At 71.3% G+C, this 15,719-nt stretch carries 15 protein-coding genes; 3 read left to right on the forward strand and 12 right to left on the reverse strand.

What is annotated here, in order from left to right; genetic code table 11:
• Positions 1-45: 45 nt before the first annotated feature.
• Positions 46-2,691: a fused MFS/spermidine synthase gene (locus tag FHT36_RS12360; RefSeq protein WP_169122814.1), complete on the forward strand. Its 2,646-nt coding sequence runs from the start codon at positions 46-48 to the stop codon at positions 2,689-2,691.
• On the opposite strand, the gene FHT36_RS12365 is transcribed toward FHT36_RS12360, so the two are convergent.
• The 12 genes from FHT36_RS12365 to FHT36_RS12420 all read right to left on the reverse strand — a co-directional run bounded on the left by FHT36_RS12365 (position 2,588) and on the right by FHT36_RS12420 (position 12,306).
• Positions 2,588-3,070 (reverse strand): copper resistance protein CopC, encoded by a 483-nt coding sequence (locus FHT36_RS12365; RefSeq protein WP_169122815.1) that lies wholly within the window; start codon positions 3,068-3,070, stop codon positions 2,588-2,590. The two genes, FHT36_RS12360 and FHT36_RS12365, sit on opposite strands and share 104 nt — an antisense overlap.
• A 139-nt stretch (positions 3,071-3,209) precedes the next feature.
• A complete protein-coding gene (locus FHT36_RS12370; RefSeq protein WP_348644442.1) occupies positions 3,210-3,830 on the reverse strand; it encodes a TIGR02466 family protein in 621 nt (206 codons plus the stop codon).
• Positions 3,831-3,960: 130 nt separating this feature from the next.
• Positions 3,961-4,653 (reverse strand): general secretion pathway protein GspN, encoded by a 693-nt coding sequence (locus FHT36_RS12375; protein ID WP_169122817.1) that lies wholly within the window; start codon positions 4,651-4,653, stop codon positions 3,961-3,963.
• The gene (gene gspM / locus FHT36_RS12380; RefSeq protein ID WP_348644443.1) at positions 4,650-5,261 is read right to left on the reverse strand and encodes a type II secretion system protein GspM; all 612 of its coding nucleotides are present in this window, start codon (positions 5,259-5,261) and stop codon (positions 4,650-4,652) included. The genes FHT36_RS12375 and gspM overlap by 4 nt, the downstream gene beginning before the upstream one ends.
• The gene (locus FHT36_RS12385; RefSeq protein ID WP_169122818.1) at positions 5,258-6,340 is read right to left on the reverse strand and encodes a PilN domain-containing protein; all 1,083 of its coding nucleotides are present in this window, start codon (positions 6,338-6,340) and stop codon (positions 5,258-5,260) included. Before FHT36_RS12385 ends, gspM begins: the two co-directional genes overlap by 4 nt.
• Positions 6,337-7,341: a general secretion pathway protein GspK gene (locus tag FHT36_RS12390; protein ID WP_169122819.1), complete on the reverse strand. Its 1,005-nt coding sequence runs from the start codon at positions 7,339-7,341 to the stop codon at positions 6,337-6,339. The genes FHT36_RS12385 and FHT36_RS12390 overlap by 4 nt, the downstream gene beginning before the upstream one ends.
• Complete coding sequence (locus FHT36_RS12395) at positions 7,338-8,063, reverse strand: type II secretion system protein J (protein WP_169122820.1); 726 nt, start codon at positions 8,061-8,063, stop codon at positions 7,338-7,340. Before FHT36_RS12395 ends, FHT36_RS12390 begins: the two co-directional genes overlap by 4 nt.
• On the reverse strand, positions 8,060-8,461 hold the full coding sequence (locus tag FHT36_RS12400) for a prepilin-type N-terminal cleavage/methylation domain-containing protein (protein WP_348644444.1): 402 nt from the start codon (positions 8,459-8,461) through the stop codon (positions 8,060-8,062). The genes FHT36_RS12395 and FHT36_RS12400 overlap by 4 nt, the downstream gene beginning before the upstream one ends.
• A complete protein-coding gene (locus FHT36_RS12405; protein WP_169122822.1) occupies positions 8,448-8,921 on the reverse strand; it encodes a prepilin-type N-terminal cleavage/methylation domain-containing protein in 474 nt (157 codons plus the stop codon). Before FHT36_RS12405 ends, FHT36_RS12400 begins: the two co-directional genes overlap by 14 nt.
• 18 nt (positions 8,922-8,939) lie before the next feature.
• The gene (gspG, locus tag FHT36_RS12410) at positions 8,940-9,392 is read right to left on the reverse strand and encodes a type II secretion system major pseudopilin GspG (protein ID WP_407077075.1); all 453 of its coding nucleotides are present in this window, start codon (positions 9,390-9,392) and stop codon (positions 8,940-8,942) included.
• 27 nt (positions 9,393-9,419) lie between these two features.
• Positions 9,420-10,628, reverse strand: coding sequence for a type II secretion system F family protein (locus FHT36_RS12415; RefSeq protein ID WP_169122823.1), 1,209 nt, complete (start codon positions 10,626-10,628; stop codon positions 9,420-9,422).
• A gap of 4 nt (positions 10,629-10,632) precedes the next feature.
• Positions 10,633-12,306, reverse strand: a complete 1,674-nt coding sequence (locus FHT36_RS12420) for a GspE/PulE family protein (RefSeq protein WP_169122824.1) — start codon at positions 12,304-12,306, stop codon at positions 10,633-10,635.
• Between the two features lie 528 nt (positions 12,307-12,834).
• Between FHT36_RS12420 and gspD the strand changes: the two genes are divergently transcribed.
• Positions 12,835-15,063, forward strand: coding sequence for a type II secretion system secretin GspD (gspD, locus tag FHT36_RS12425; protein ID WP_407077071.1), 2,229 nt, complete (start codon positions 12,835-12,837; stop codon positions 15,061-15,063).
• Positions 15,064-15,071: 8 nt separating this feature from the next.
• Positions 15,072-15,716 (forward strand): A24 family peptidase, encoded by a 645-nt coding sequence (locus FHT36_RS12430; protein ID WP_169122825.1) that lies wholly within the window; start codon positions 15,072-15,074, stop codon positions 15,714-15,716.
• Positions 15,717-15,719: the final 3 nt, after the last annotated feature.

Here is a 15,719-nt window from a genome sequence, read left to right on the forward strand (position 1 = left end):
TTCGGGGCCTCCGGCTTCTTTCGCTTTCAGGGATCGGTTTCGTTCATGTCGCAGGTTCAGGCTTCGGAATCCGGATCCGCCGCGTCGCAAGACCGGGCACTCGGCCGAAACGCACGCACAGGCATCGCCATCGCGCTGGTCGCGACCCTCTCGGGCTTTGCCGGCCTCGGCTACGAGATCGTCTGGACCCGCATGCTCGCGGTCAGCCTCGGTCATGAGCTGGTGGCGGTGCTGGGCGTCATCTCCGCTCTGTTCGGCGGTCTGGCGCTGGGTAGTCTCCTCCTCGGCCGTGCCATCGCCGGGAGCCGCCGGCCGGCCGCGTGGTATGCCGGCCTCGAACTGGTGATCGGCGCGTGGGCGCTGGTTCTCATCGTGGCGACGCCGCTCTTCGGCGATCTCGTGCCCACGCTGGTGCCGGTGGATGCCTCGGCGCTCCGGCAATGGTCCGTCGCCTTCGCCTTGCCCTTCGTGCTGCTGCTGCCGGCGACCCTCGCCATGGGCGCCACCCTGCCGGCGCTGGAAGCGGTCCTCGCGCCGCGTCTCGCCTCCGGGGCGGCGGTGGGGCATGTCTATGCCGCCAACACCCTAGGCGCGGTTGCGGGGACTTTGGCCACCGCCTTCCTCATCATTCCCGCTTTGGGCCTATCCGCCACCCTCGTCCTGTGCGCCGTGCTGAATGCGGGGTGCGCGGCGGCCATGCTGGCCGTGGCCCGCGACAAGGCACCGACGCCGGCAGCGCGCCCGATTCGCGCGCCCGCGATCAGCTCGGCCTCGCTCCCGGTGCTGGCGCCCCTGTTCCTCACCGGCCTCCTCGGCATCGGCTACGAGGTGCTGACGGTGCGGGTTTTGAGCCAGATTCTGGAAAACACCATCTACACCTTCGCCGTGCTGCTCGCCTGCTACCTCGCCGGCACCGCGCTGGGCGCAGCCGTATACGCGCGCTGGCGGTCCGTGCGCGGCGAGCCCGGCGACGGCGCGGTCGGCCTGCTCGTGACGATCACCGCCCTCGCCTGCCTTGCCGGCGCGGCGCTGCTCGGCGCCTCCGGGCAGATTCTCGCCACCCTCAAGGCGCTGCTGCCGGTGACGGTCGCCGGCCGCCTGTCGGCCGAACTCGCCATCGCCGCGGTGGCCTTCCTGCCGCCCACCATGGCCATGGGCGCCCTGTTCACCGCGCTCGCCCAGCGCGCGTCCGACCGGCTCGGCGGCGTCGGGCCAGGGCTCGCGGCCAATACGCTTGGGGCGGCGCTCGCGCCCATGCTGTTCGGCCCCGTTTTGCTGCCTTTGATGGGGGCCAAATACGCCTTCGCGCTGCTTGCCGCCGCCTATGTGCTGGCGCTGCCGCTGCGGGGCCGCACCACGCTGGCCGGCGGCGGGCTGACGCTCGCGGCGACGCTGGCGCTGGTGCTCGCGCCCATCTCCCTACGCTTCGTGCAGGTGCCCGAGGGCGGTGCGCTGGAATGGCACCGTGACGGCGTGATGGCGGCGGTGAGCGTGGTACGCAATTCCGCCGGCGACCGGCATTTGCAGGTGAACAACCATTTCCGCATGGGCGGCAGCGCCTCCATGCGCTCGGACCACCGGCAGGCGCATATTCCCCTGCTGCTGCATCCGAACCCGCGCAGCGCGCTGTTCCTCGGCCTCGGTACCGGCGCGACCCTCTCCGCCGCCGGCGACCATCCGGGCCTGAAGGTGGAGGGCGTGGAACTGGTGCCCGAGGTGGTGGAGAGCTTCCCCTACTTCGAGCGCACGCCGCCCCGCCTCGCCGGCAACCCCGACATCCGCATCCATGTGGCCGACGCCCGCCGCTTCGTGCGCGCCGGCACGTCGCCCTATGACGTGATCGTCGCCGACCTCTACCACCCCTCCGTGGACGGCTCCGGCGCGCTCTATGCCCGCGAGCATTTCGCTGCCATCCGCGACCGCCTCGCGCCGGACGGGCTGTTCTGCCAATGGCTGCCGCTGCACCAACTCGACATCGAGACGCTGAAGGTGATCGTGCGCACCTTCCTCGACGTGTTCCCGGACACGACGGCGTGGCTCGCCCAGTTCAGCGTGGAGACGCCCCTCGTGGCCCTCGTGGGCCGACGCGCCCCCACCGCCCACCCGGCCGACTGGGTGGAGCGCCGCGTCCGCGACCGCTCACTGGCGACGGGCCTAAAGGCGGTTGATCTCGACGGCAGCTTCGCCCTGTTCGGCCTGCACCTCGCCGGCCCGGCGGAGCTCGCCGCCTTCGCCGGCGATGCCCCGCTCAACACAGATGACCGGCCGGTGGTGACGGCCTCCGCGCCGAGCACCGCCTATGCCGCGAGCGAACGGCCCGCCGACCGGCTGGTGGCGCTGCTCCAGTCGCTCCACCCGGCGCCGGAGACGCTGCTGGCGGGTGCCGACCCAACCACCCAGGCGCGGCTTGCCGCCTACTGGAAGGCGCGCGATGGCTATATCGGCATCGGCGCCCGGGCGCTGGCGGCGAAGGGTCCGCGCGACGTGATCGGCACGCTCGCGCCGCAGCTGATCGAGCTGGTGCGCATCAGCCCGGATTTCGACGCCGCCTATGCGCCGGTGCTGGCCATGGCGCGCCAGCTCGCCGTCACTGATCCTTCGGGCGCCCGGCGGCTCCTAGAAGCATTGGATAGGGCGAACCCGACCCGCTCCGACGCGCGGCGGCTCTTGGCTCAGCTACCGCCGGCGTAGCGGGCGGGATGTCGCCGGACTTGGCCACGGTGAAGGCGATGGAGCCGCCATCCGCATGGTGGTGGCGGCGCAGATAGCCGTTCCATTCCACCAGATACTTGCCGGGCGGCAGCGGCTTGGTCATGCGGAACGCGGTCTGGCGCACTTCCTCGGCGGGGCGGGCCCAGTTGGTGGGCCATTCGGCCTTGTCGTCCAGGCTCACCACGCGCACGTCGTCGAGCCGGAACTCGTCGGTGAAGTCGATGGTGACTTCCGGCTGCGTCTCGGTGAGCACCTCGTTGGCGTTGGGCACCGACTGGTCGAAGGCGCACTGTGCCCGTGCCCCCGTCGCCGCAAGGCACGCGAGGACCAGCACCGCGATTGCTGCATGAAGGCGCATCGGCCTCTCCCTGAAAAGGCTTGAGCGCGATCCGATCGAGTTGAACAACTTGATCGGTGAATCGCCCTCTGGTTCCAAGAAAGAGAACGCGTTGTCCGATCTCATTGAGATGCAATCAGATCGGCGCGTGCTCTTGCGTTCACGAGAAGTGGATGGCGTAGCCGAAATTATCGAGCCGGTCGGGGATGGCGTTGAAAGCCACCGAAATGCGCCGCCCGCCCTTGTTCACCGGCACCTCGTGCAGCAGGTAGCTCGGGAACATCACGAGGTCGCCCGCGCCCGTCTGAGGCATCGCGAACTTGCCGCCATTGAAGGCGTTGATACGCGCGCCCGGATTGGTATTGCCGAAGATGAAGCCGCTGCCGCCGATGGCCTTGTGGAAGACGATGTTGGCGGAGGGGTGCGCCGGGGTCAGGTAGACCACGCCGGAGATGAAGCTGTTGGCGTGGGTGTGGATGGCCTGGTGCCCGCCCGGCTCCAGCACGTTCACCCAGATTTCCTTGATCTGCCAGCTCAGCGCCTCGCCGAACAGCACCTCGCCGAATTCCGCCACCTTGGGCAGCACCAAAGCGCCGAGCCGCGACAGCAGCGTGTCGGACTGGTCGCCCGCCACCGGGGTGTGGGAGAGGAGGTCCGAATAGGCGTTGGTGAGGGAGGTGCGGTCCGCCACCTCGGCCGCGAGCGCCTCCACGTCGGCGGGGCCGAGGAGGCCCTCGACGCGCATCACGGGGGTGGGGAAAAGTCCGATGAGCTGGGTCACGACAGGCCGGCCGATATGCGCGAGACGGGGAGACGGCGCACTTTCCCCATGGGCCATGACTTCACGATGACGCCCCGACGAGGACGCCCCCACTTACGACGCTTCGGCCGGCAAGGCGCCGGCCACTCGCTCAGTGGCTGGAATCGAGATCCGCCGGCGAGGGCTTGGTGCGGCGCGGCACCACCACCTGTCCGGCGACGGGCTTCGCCCCGCCCACCTGCGCGGCGGCGAACGGGCCTTCGGACCCGCGCGGCGGCTGGGGACCGCCCTTGCCGGGCGCCGGGAGGGCGAGAGTCACGCTGTCGGCACCGCCATGCAGCACCGCGTCACGCGGGCCGACGCTGCGCAGCGTCCAGCCGCCATGGGCATCGCCCACCTTGAGGCGCACGATCTGGCCGCTCGCCTGATCGGTGAAGATGCCGATGCTGCCCGCGGTGCTCACCACCGTGCCCATCAGCGCCAGTTGCGGCCGCACGGGCGCGGCAGCGGGGGGAGCGGAGGGCGGCGGCGGGGGCGCGAGGGCGACCGGCTGCTCGGGCGGCCGGCGGGATGGTGTGAACAGGGGGCGATCCCGCGTCGCCGAAAGGCTTTCGATGGGGATGGCCCACAGCGGATTTCCCCGCTCGCGGTCGGCCGGAGCCGTCGCCGCGCGGGCGGAGGGCTGGCCAGGCACAAGGAAGTCCACCTGCGGCGCGGGGGCCTCCACCTCGGCCGAGGCCGAGGCCGATGAAACAGCGGCGATCAGGCCCGCCACGACGAGGGGGAGACGGCGGAAACGGCGCGCGGGCAAAGGGCGCGCGGAAATCTGAGCGCGGGCGATCATCGCGCCCCCCGCCAGCGGCCATGGACGGTCAGCGTCACCTGGATGCGCCCGTCCTGCCCGCGTCCCTCGGAGCCTTCCCCCTGCATCCGTCCCTCGGTCCCTTCGGTGTCCATCTGCCCCAATGCGGCGCCCTGCCCCTGAGCCTGGACCACGAGAGGGTCCACGAAGAGGAAGGGTTGTCCAGCTTCGATATCATATAGCAGGTTCTGCAGATCCTCCTGCCCGATATCGATGGTGGCGGAAACCGCCACGAAGCCCGGCCCGAGCGGCGAAGCGCCCAGCTCCACGCTGGAGGACACCAGATGCCCGCCCGCCGCATCGGCCGCGGCGGCGACGCGCTCGGCCAGCGCGGCGCCGGCCACCGTCACCGTCGCGCCTTCAAGGAAGGGGGAGCCACGCTCCTCCGCTCCGGCGGCGCCGGGCCGGGGCGGCCTGCGCCCCTCAAGACGGTCGAGCAGATCCTGCGCCTCCGCCACCGCCGCACGCTTGGCGAGCATGTCCGCGACCTCGCCGAACGCGACGGCCAACAGCACCGCGACCAGCGCGCCATAGCCGAGGGCGGCGAGCGCCAGCGTGCGCCGGGAACGGGCGGGAGCGGCGGCGGTCACTGGGTCACCTCGAACGGCAGGGTGATGTCGGCCTGGATCTGGAAGCGCTCGCCCGCATCCCCCGGCTGGCGGGTGGTGGGCGCGACGAAGGTGGCGGCGGAGAAATGCTTTGAATCCTCCAGCAGCCGCACGAGGGACGGCGCCTCCCGCGAGACGCCGGTCAGCTCCACCTTGCCGTTCTGGATGGTCAGGGCCGTCAGATAGGTGTGATCGGGCAGCACCTGAGACAGCGCCTCCAGCACCAGGACGGTCGGCGCTCGCTCCCGCTTCGCCTGCTCCAGACCGCGCAGGGCGGCGCCTTCCGCGCCCAGCCCGTCGCGGGCGGCGGCGATGACACGGCGGCGGGTCGCGATGGCCTGATCCAGCGTCTGCTGTTCCTCGTCGAGGCTGGCGCCGAGGAAGCCGGACACGCCGGAGGCCAGCGTCGCCGCAAGGGCGGAGGCGGCGAGAACGCCAAGCAGCACCTGCCGGAGGCGCACCGTGCCCGCGCCTTCGCCGGAGGCGCCGGCATGGACGGTGATCGGCTCTTCCGCGCCCTGGCGCGTGGTGAGCAGCAGGTGGCCCACGCCGAGCGCCTTGAGCGCATCGAGGGCGGGGGCGAGACGGGCGCGCGGGGTGGCGGCCACCATCAGGCGGATGCGCCCGTCGCCGAGGGGCTCCGGCGCGGTCCAGCCGAAGGCGGCCTCGGCGGCGCTCCAGGGCGTCAGCCGGTCGATCTGCGCCCGCACGATGCCGTCGAGATAGGGCCTCGCCCCCTCCGGCAGATCGAGCGGACGGAACAGGAAGCGGGCGGGATCGAGCGCCAGCTCCACCTCCCGGCCCTTCAGCGCGGCCGTCACCTCCGGCGGCACGGCGCGCGCCATGTCGCCGGGATCGGGATGGAACGGGGCGGCGCCGGGCAGGTGGAAGGCGCCGTCCTGCCCCTCCTCGATGCGCACCGCGCGCAGCCGGCCGAGCCGCGCCCGGCCGCTGGCGATGGCGGTGTCCACGGCCGTCGCCGTCAGGTCAATGAAGGCCGAGAAGGCATCGATGAAGCGCGTCAGCAGCGATGCCTCGGGCGCGCCGGGCACCATGCTCATGGCCGTCCTCCCGTCGTCTTGCGCCACGCGGCGGGCGCCGCATCGAGGTCGGCCAGCTCGCGCCAGGACAGGTCGCGCCAGAGGAGCACGCGGTAGGGATCGATCCCGAAATCCCGCAGCAGGATCACCGCTTCCGCGCCCTGTTTGCGGCCATTGTCGAAGGCGACGCGCACCGTCACGCGCGCCGTGTCGCCGGCCACCGTGGTGAGGCCGGAGGCGCCGGCGATGGCGGTTCCGTCGCCGCCTGCCTTGTCATCGCCTGCCTTGGCGGCGCCGGAGGACTCCCCAGTATTCGCGAACGTGGCGTTGTCGATATCGTCCATCCCCTGCCCCGCCTTCGCCAGCGCCGCCCGCACCACCGGCCCCGCCAGCTCGGGATTGACCTCCCGCCGCCCGGCATAGACCGTGAGATAGGGCAGCGCCGCGGCGACCACATCGGCCGGCAGGCCGGGCACGCGGGCAAGCTCCGCCGCATGGGCGAAGGCGCCCTGCCCTTTCGCGGCCTCGTCATCGCCCAGAACGGACGTCTTGCTGCCTGAAGCCGCGCTGCCCGCGCCGGCGCTGCTGCCCCGGGCTGGGGTCCGCCAGGCGACAATGCTGGCGGCGTAGGTCTTCGCCGCCTGCTCGGGCACGCCGAGCACCTGGAACAGGCCGGCCAGCACGGGGAGCGCGGCCGAATTGAGATCGATGCGGGCGGCCTCGTCCGCGAAGCGGGCGGAGACGTTGGCCTCGCCCATGCGGAACCGCACTTCGCCGCTGATGGGCCGGTCCTGCGCCGGCACGGAGAGCAGGCGCAGCGCCGCCAGCTCCACCGCCGCCACCACCAGCCCGTCGGCGCGCAGCGTTTGCGTCCGCACGGCGGAGGCGGATGCCGTGTCGGATACATAGACCGCATAGACCGCGGTGAAGGCGGCGAGCGCCGCGAGAATCCACAGCACGGTCACCAGAATGAAGCCGCGCTCCGGCCCTCGGCCGGCGCGAGTGGGGCGGGCGCCCGTCATTGCGCGGCCCCCCCATTATTTGCCCCTGCGCCCGAGACGGCTTGTGCGCGCGAACCGCTGAAGCCGACGGATGATCCGCAGACCGGCTTGGTGACATCGGCGGCGCAGAAGGCCGGCACATCGGAGCGGATGGAAACGGCGGTGGAGGCGGCGGTGGTCCGCCCGCTTTCGTGCACCACCATGCGCACGGCGCGCGGCAGCTCCTCCTCGCCGCGCCATGCCTCGTGCCACGTGCCGTCGCGTCCGGCATAGGAGAAGGTGACGCGGGTCGGCGGGCGCAGCAGGCGCACCGGGGCACCGAAGGGCGGCAGGCTCCCTTCCGCCTGCGGCGCGTAAGGTGCGGTGCGGCGGACCATGGCGACGCCGCGCCCCTCCGGCACCGGGGCCAGTTCGACGATCTCCAGCCCGCGCGCCGCGCCGGGGGCGAGCACCTCGCGCACGAAGACGACGCGCTCCGCCGATCCGTCGAACAGCGGCTTGGCCCCGCCACGAACGACGGGCAGGAAGGCGGCGGCGGCGAGGTCCGCCGCCATGCGGTCGAGGGCGAGGGCGACGAGTTCGCTCTGCTGCACCCGCCCGAGCCCGCGCTGCCAGGCCGGCAGCCATTTCGCCGTCACCATGGCGATGGCGGCGAGCACGAGGCCGGTGAGCGTCATCGCCACCAGGATCTCGATGAGGCTGAAGCCGGCGCTGCGGCGGCGCGACGATGCGATGGCGCTCATTGCGACTGACTCCGCACGATGCGCACGGTCTCCAGCGCCACCATCTCCCCGCCGGGACCGCGCACGCGGATGCGCACATCGAGCGGCGTCCAGGGGCCGGTTTCCGGCAGGCCGGCGATCTTGAGCGGCTGCACGTCCATCTGCCAGCGGTGCCCGGCGATCTCGCCCTCGGTGCGGCCGGGCTGGAGCAGATCGCGGCCGGGAATGCCCGTCTCCACCGCGCGGGCGGTCTGCAGCAGCGCCACCCGCCGCTCCAGCGCCCGCGTGCCGCGAATACTGGAGCCCGCCACCATGGCGATGGCACCGAGGGAAGCCGCCACCACCGCCAGTGCCACCAGCACCTCGATGAGGGTGAATCCGGCGGTGCGCCGCCGCCCGCGCGGATCAGGAGCGGCCACGGGGGACAATCTCGACGCCTCCGGTGAGCCAGTTCACCCGCACCTCATAGCCCGCCCCGCCCTTGAGCATGGCCACCACGCCGCCGCAGGACAGGCCGGAGGGGAAGAACTCCACGGAGGCACGCGCCGGCCTTCCGTCGCAGGTCGTGGGCAGAACCGTGTCCATCTGCACGTCGCCGGGCACGCGCACCACCCGCCCGGCCGAGCCGGAGGTGATGCGTCGGCCGGCCGTGTCCACCGCCGTTGCCACCGGCACGCCCCGGCGGATGGCGGCGGCGCGGTCGGCCTTCAGCAGCCCGGCGGCCTCCACCGCGAGGGATTCGAGCTTCGCCCGCGAGGTGCCGGGCGCGAGGCGCGGCAATGCGAGGGTGGCGAGCGCGGCGACGATGGCGAGGGCGCAGACGATCTCCAGCAGGGTGAACCCCGCCTCCTGATCGCGCCTGCACGCCCGCTGTGCCATCGCCCCGGCCCCGCCGCCTCAGCGCGCCCAGCTCGTGACGTCGGCGGCGGTGCCGGTGCCGCCCTCCTGCCCGTCGGAGCCGAGGGAGACGATGTCGAACGGCCCGTGCTGGCCCGGCGAGCGATAGGCATAGGCCTTGCCCCACGGATCGAGCGGCACCGTGCCACCCTTCAGGTACGGCCCGTTCCAGGTGGTGACGTTGCCCGGCCGCTGCACCAGCGCGTTCAGCCCCTCCGAGGAGGAGGGGTAGCGGCCGGCGTCGAGATAGAAGAGGTCGAGGGCGCTGGAGAAACCCTGGATCTGGATCTTCGCCGTCTTCACCTTGCTGTCGCCGAGATAGCCCAGCACCCGGGGCCCCACGAGGGCGACGATGAGGCCGATGATGGTGATGACCACCAGCAGCTCCACCAGCGTGTAGCCGCCTTCAGTGCAGCGGCGGCGGGAGCGGGACAGGACGGGGCTGGCCATCATGGGGGCGGGACCTTCAATCACGTTTCGTCACCCGATGCTTTGGCTGACCGACAGCAACGCGGTCATGACCGAGACGATGAGCCCGCCCACCACCACCGAAATGGTGACGATGGCGGCCGGGCCGATGACCGCGACCACCCTGGCGAGGGCGCGCTGGAGCTTTTCCTCGTAGAAATCGGCGATGCGGCCGGAGAGCAGGGCCAGCTGGCCGGTCTCCTCGCCGAGGCGCAGCATGCGGATGGCCATGGGCGGCAGCACGTCGCCCTCGGCGAAGGCATCCGACAGCCGCCCGCCATGGCGCACCCGGTCCGCCGCCTTGGCCCAGACGGAGGCTTCCTCCCCCGCCGCCATCACGTCCACGATGATGCGCAGCGCGGCGGTCAGCGTCACGCCATTGCCGAGCAGGATGGAGAGGTTGCGGCAGAATACGGCCGAGCGGCGGAACAAGAGCACCGTGCGCACCAGCGGCAGCTTGGAGAGCGCGCCCGTCACCGCCCGGCGCACCTCTTTGCGTCGCAAAGCGAGGAAGGCGAGGGCCGGCAGCACCACCGCGGCGATGCCCACCACGGCGGCATGGGCCTGCAATCCGTCCGACAGGTCCAGCAGCACCTGTACCATGGGGTCCAGCTTGGCCCCCATGTCGCGCAGCACGGAGGAGAATTGCGGCATCACGAACATGAGGAAGAAGACGAGCACGCCGCCCGCCGCCACCAGCACGAAGGCGGGATATTGCAGCGCCGACACCACCTTGCGGCGCAACTCCTCGGCCCGCTGCCGCTCGGCGGCGACCAGTTCCAGCATCCGGTCCACGGTGCCGGAGGCCTCGCCCACCCGCACCAGCGCCACATAGACCGGCGGGAACAGCGCGGGATGGGAGGCCAGGGCCTCCGCGAGGCTTTCGCCGGCCAGCACATCCGCGCGGATCTTGCGGGCGACGGCGCGCATGCGGCCGAGGTCGGTGTCGCCGGTGAGCAATTCCAGCGCCTCGTCCAGCCGCGCGCCCGCGCGCAGCAGCAGTGCGAGGTCGCGGGTGAAAAGGGTGACATCCTCCGCCTTGGGCGCGCCGAAGGTGAAGCCGAAGGCGCTTTCCTTCTTCTCCTTGAGCGGCGTCGTCTCCACCGGCACGAGGCCGAGGAATTCGATGCGGCGGCGCACCTCCGCCTCGGTGGGGGCGGCGATCTCGCCGCTCACGATCTGGCCGGCCTGGGTCAGCGCCCGGTAGGAAAAGGTGGCCATGGGCTCAGCGCACCGTGGTCACGCGCAGCACCTCGGCGGCCGAGGTGAGGCCGGCGCGGCACTTGGCGACGCCATCGTCCAGCATGGTGGTCATGCCGCCGGCGATGGCGGCGCGGTCGAGGGCGGCGGCGCCGGCATGGCGGTCGATCATCTCGCGGATGTCGTCCGAGAGGGTCAGCACCTCGAACACGCCGATACGCCCGCGATAGCCCGCCCCGCCGCAGCGCTCGCAGCCGACCGGCTCGTACACCGTCTCCCCCGCCTTGAGGCCGAGGGCGGCATAGCGCGGGTCATCCCGCACATCGCTGGCCGAAAGGGTGTGGGGCCGCTTGCAGCGCTCGCAGAGCTGGCGGACGAGGCGCTGGGCGATGACCGCGCGCAAAGTGGACTTCAGGAGGAAGCCCTCCACCCCGAGGTCCAGCATGCGCGGCACGGAGGCGGCGGCGGTGTCCGTGTGGAGGGTGGTGAGCACCAGATGGCCGGTGAGCGCCGCATGGACGGCGATGTGCGCCGTCTCCGGGTCGCGCACCTCGCCGACCATGATCACGTCCGGGTCCTGGCGCAGGAAGGAGCGCAGCGCCGCCGCGAAGGTGAGCCCGATCTGCGGGCGCACCTGCGACTGGAACACACCGCGGATCTCGTACTCCACCGGGTCCTCGATGGTGAGTATCTTGCGGGTCGGCTCATTGAGCACCGACAGGATGGTGGCGAGCGTCGTCGTCTTGCCCGAGCCGGTGGGGCCGGTGACCACCACCATGCCGTGGGGCAGCGCGAGCAGCTTCATGAGCGTCTCGCGGTCGTGCGGGGCGAGGCCCAGCTTGTCCACGGTCAGCACGCCCCGGTCCCGCGCCAGAAGGCGGATGACCGCACTTTCCCCGTGCTGGGTGGGCATGATGGCCACGCGCACGTCGATCTCGTCGCGCCCGAGCTTGAGGCGCGCGGCGCCGTCCTGCGGCAGGCGGCGCTCGGCAATGTCCAGGCCGGCGAGGATCTTGATGCGCGAGATGACCGCCTGCGGCAGCACGTCGGCCAGCGCATGGATGGGGCGCAGCATGCCGTCGATGCGCAGGCGCACCTCGAGGCCGGTGCGGAAGGGGCCGATATGGATGTCGCTGGCGCGCAGCTCCATGGCCTTGTCGAACAGATCGTTCACCGCCCGCACCACCGGCGCGCCGGAGGCGAGGTCGCGCAGGCTGTCGATGTCGTCCTCGGCCCGGGCCGTGGCGGGACCGGCGGCCTCGCGGGCGGCGGCCTCGTCGGCGCCGAGCCGTTCGGCGAGGGCGGTGGCGATGTCCTCAAAGGAGGCGACGGCGCGCGTCACCTTGCCGCCCAGCACGATCTCCGCCGCGCGCACCACCGTCTCGTCGGTGGGATCGCCCACGGCGAGGCAGGCCGTGCCATCGGCGGCGCGGAACGGCAGCACCGTCATCTCGCGCAGGAAGCGCGGCGTGAAGTGGGACACGAGGGAGGGCGCTGCCATCAGCTCCGGCAAGGCGATGCGCGGCAGACGGTAGAAGCGGGCCACCTCATCGGCGAAATCGCCGGCGGTGAGCTCGCTCGCCTCCCACACCTGACGCAGCGGACGGACGAGCGCGCCCGCCGTTCCGGCCCCCGCCGGATGCGCCAGCCCGCTCGCGGCGAGGAAGCTCAGGAAATCGCCGCCCCCCTCCCCGCTCATGCCCGCGCCCCCGAAAGCCAGCGTCCAAATCCAGCAGCGCAATCCAGCGGCAACATTCTACAGCTGGAGCGTGACCGTCCTAGCATGGATCAAGTCACCGGCGAAGGTTGCCCGTGGAAAGCATCCTACTGCGACGGGCCGGCCCACCGCCGGCAGCCCGCAGGGCGCGCACCTTCCCGGCGCGCATCGAAACAGGCCACCGGCCGGGGCCCCGCAGCGGCCGGCTTGGTATTCCCGCCTCCCATGACGTTCGCGCGTCACCTTCATGACGTTGCGACGACATTCGGATACCGCACCGAATCAACCAGAGCCGGCCAGCGGCAGCTTGGCAGGAGCGGCAGTCAACCCTTATACATCCGTCACACGCCGTCGCTAAGAGAGGCGCGCCACAGGTCGGCGGGAGTCCCCGCCCAGGGCGGCTCATGCGTGCGGTTTCAAGGTCGTGCGGCTCTTGCGTTCGGAAGTAGCGGGTGATGTGTGATTGAGGATTGGCGCGGCCGGTCGAGCCCACGACCGGGCACTCTCGCATTGACGTGCGCGATCCTCTTCGCCGCGATCCTGTCCGGCTGCTCGGGCATCATGGACGACACCAAGCCCCAGAGCACATTCGACCAGGTCCGCAACATCGATCTGTCGCCAAAGCCCATGCAGCCTGTGGCGCAGCCGCAACAGCCGACCGACAATCGTCAGCCGATCGAATATTTTGCGCCCCCCGGCGCGCAGCCGGTGACCGATCCCGCGGCGGTGGGCGCGGCGGGCACCGCCCAGCGGGGCGCCGATGGCGGATACGACCTCAATTTCGAGAACACGCCAGTCACCACCGTCGCCAAGGTGGTGCTCACCGACATCCTCGGCGCCAACGTCATCATCGATCCGCGGGTCCAGGGCACCATCAGCCTGTCCTCGGCCCGCCCGGTCGCCCGCACCGATCTCGCTTATGTGCTGGAGAGCGCGCTGCGCTCCAACGGCATCGCCCTTGTGAAGGACGCCTCCGGCTACCAGCTGATGCCGCTGACCGAGGCCGCCGGCTCCGGCGCCACCGATGTGGGCACCTCGCGGCCGGAGCCCGGCTACGGCGTCTCCGTGGTGCCGCTGCGTTACGTCTCCGCCGAGACGCTGATGCCGGTCATCGACAGCTTCGCCACCCGGGCCGGCATGGTGCGGGTGGATCCGGGCCGCAACGTCCTGCTCATCCAGGGCACGGCGCAGGAGCGGCAGGCGGCCATCAACACGGCCCTCTCCTTCGATGCCGACTGGATGCGCGGTCAATCGGTCGGCATCTACCCGCTCCGCAACAGCGCGCCGGAACCGCTCATTGCCGAGCTGGAGACGCTGCTCGATGCCGGAGAGGGCGGGCTGAGCCACAAGATGGTGAAGTTCCAGGCCATCAACCGGATGAATTCGGTGATGGTGGTGGCCAAGAAGCCGGACCTGCTGCGCACCGCCGCCACCTGGATCGAGCGCCTTGACCGCTCCGACAGCTCGGTGGGCGTGCGCGTCTACCGCCTGCGCTACGGCGAGGCCCGGCAGACGGCGCGGGTGCTGAACGAGCTGTTCAATGGCACGTCCTCGCAGGGGCTGGACCAGGCCTCCAACCAGATCGCGCCGGGCTCCGGCTCATCGGCGTCATCCAATGGCGGCGGCTCGAACGGCCCCATGTCCGTGCAGCAGCGCCTCGGCCAGACGCCGACACAGAACCAAGGCCAGGGCGGCCAGAACGCCCAGCCCGTCAATCGGGGCGAGACCGACAACGAGCTGCAGGGCGGCTCCGGCCCCTCGGGCGGTGGCGGGGCCATCCTTTCCGGCATCCGGATCACCGCCGATCAGGTGAACAACTCCCTGCTCATCTATGCGAGCCAGGAGAACTACCGGATCATCGAGCGCACCCTGCTCCAGCTCGACCAGCCGCAATTGCAGGTGGCCATCGAAGCGACGGTGGCCGAGGTGACGCTGAACGACCAGCTCGCCTATGGCGTGCAGTTCTTCCTCACCAGCAAGGATCTGGGCCTCGGCAAGAACAACGGCTCGGCGGTGAACACGCTGTCCAGCGAGATCACCAACCAGGCCATCAACCGCGTTCTGCCCGGCTTCAACCTGCTGATCGGCCGCGAGAACCAGCCGAAGATGATCCTCGACGCCCTGCACACCGTCACCGACGTGAAGGTGCTGTCCAATCCCTCCGTGGTGGTGGTGGACAACCAGAAGGCGACCCTTCAGGTGGGCGACGAGGTGCCGGTCTCCACCGGCAGCGCCACCGTGCTCACCTCGTCCAACACGGTGGTGAACACCATCGAATACAAGAATACCGGCATCATCCTGCATGTGACGCCGCGGGTGAATGTGAACGGGCAGGTCCGGCTCGATATCGAGCAGGAGATCAGCAACGTCACCAAGCAACCGACCGCCAACGGCAGCTCCTCGGACGGCTCGACTTTGACGCCCACCGTCTCCCAGCGCCGGGTGAAGAGCACCATCGCGGTGACCAGCGGGCAGACCGTGCTGCTCGCCGGCCTCATCAGCGAGCGCAGCGACGGCGTGCGCCAGGGCGTGCCGGTGCTGGACCAGATTCCGGGCGTGGGCGATGCCTTCGCCCACAAGGACACCACGGTGAAGCGCACCGAGCTGATCATCTTCATCCGCCCCCAGATCATCCGCGACAACATGGATGCCCACACGGTGGCGGAGGAATTGCGCGCCAAGCTGAAGGGCTCGGTGGGCGTGCTGCCGGGCGGCCCCCAGCCGCTCATCAACCGGTGAGGCCCGCCATGGCCGACGCCGCTGCGGGCGAACCGATGGTCGAGCCGGCCCCGCGCGACCCCGTCGCCAGAGGCCTCGGTGCCCATCCGCGCATCGGCAGCCGGGCCGAGGCCGCCGCCCTCGCGACCCTCTGCCTCGCCGTCATGGGCGCGAGCCTCGCAGTGGCCGGGCTTCCCGCCGGCCTGCCCCTCGCGGCCTTGGTGCCGGTGCTGGCGGCCATCGCCGTCATCGACGCGCGGCACTTCCTCATTCCCGATGCCCTGAACGCCGCCGGCATCGCCCTCGGCCTCGCTTATGTCGCCCTCGCCGCCGACGACGTGGCGGAGGGTCTGGCGGCCGCCGGCATACGCGGCCTCCTCCTCGGCCTGCTCTTCCTCGGCCTGCGCACGGGATACCGGGCGCTGCGCGGGCGCGACGGCCTCGGCCTCGGCGACGTGAAGCTCGCAGTGCTGGCGGGCGTCTGGCTGGAGGTGACGGCCATCCCCGTCGCCATCGAGATCGCCGCTTTGTCCGCGCTCCTCGCTTATGCCCTGCGCCGCCGCGCGACGGGCCGGGCGCTGCGCTTCGACGGGCGCCTGCCGTTCGGCCTGTTCCTCGCGCCGGCGGTGTGGATCGCCTTCATGATCGACGCCCTCCTCCTCAAGGCGAGCTGACCC

The sequence above is a fragment of the Xanthobacter sp. SG618 genome (assembly GCF_012932745.1).
Classification (GTDB): Bacteria; Pseudomonadota; Alphaproteobacteria; order Rhizobiales; family Xanthobacteraceae; genus Xanthobacter; species Xanthobacter flavus.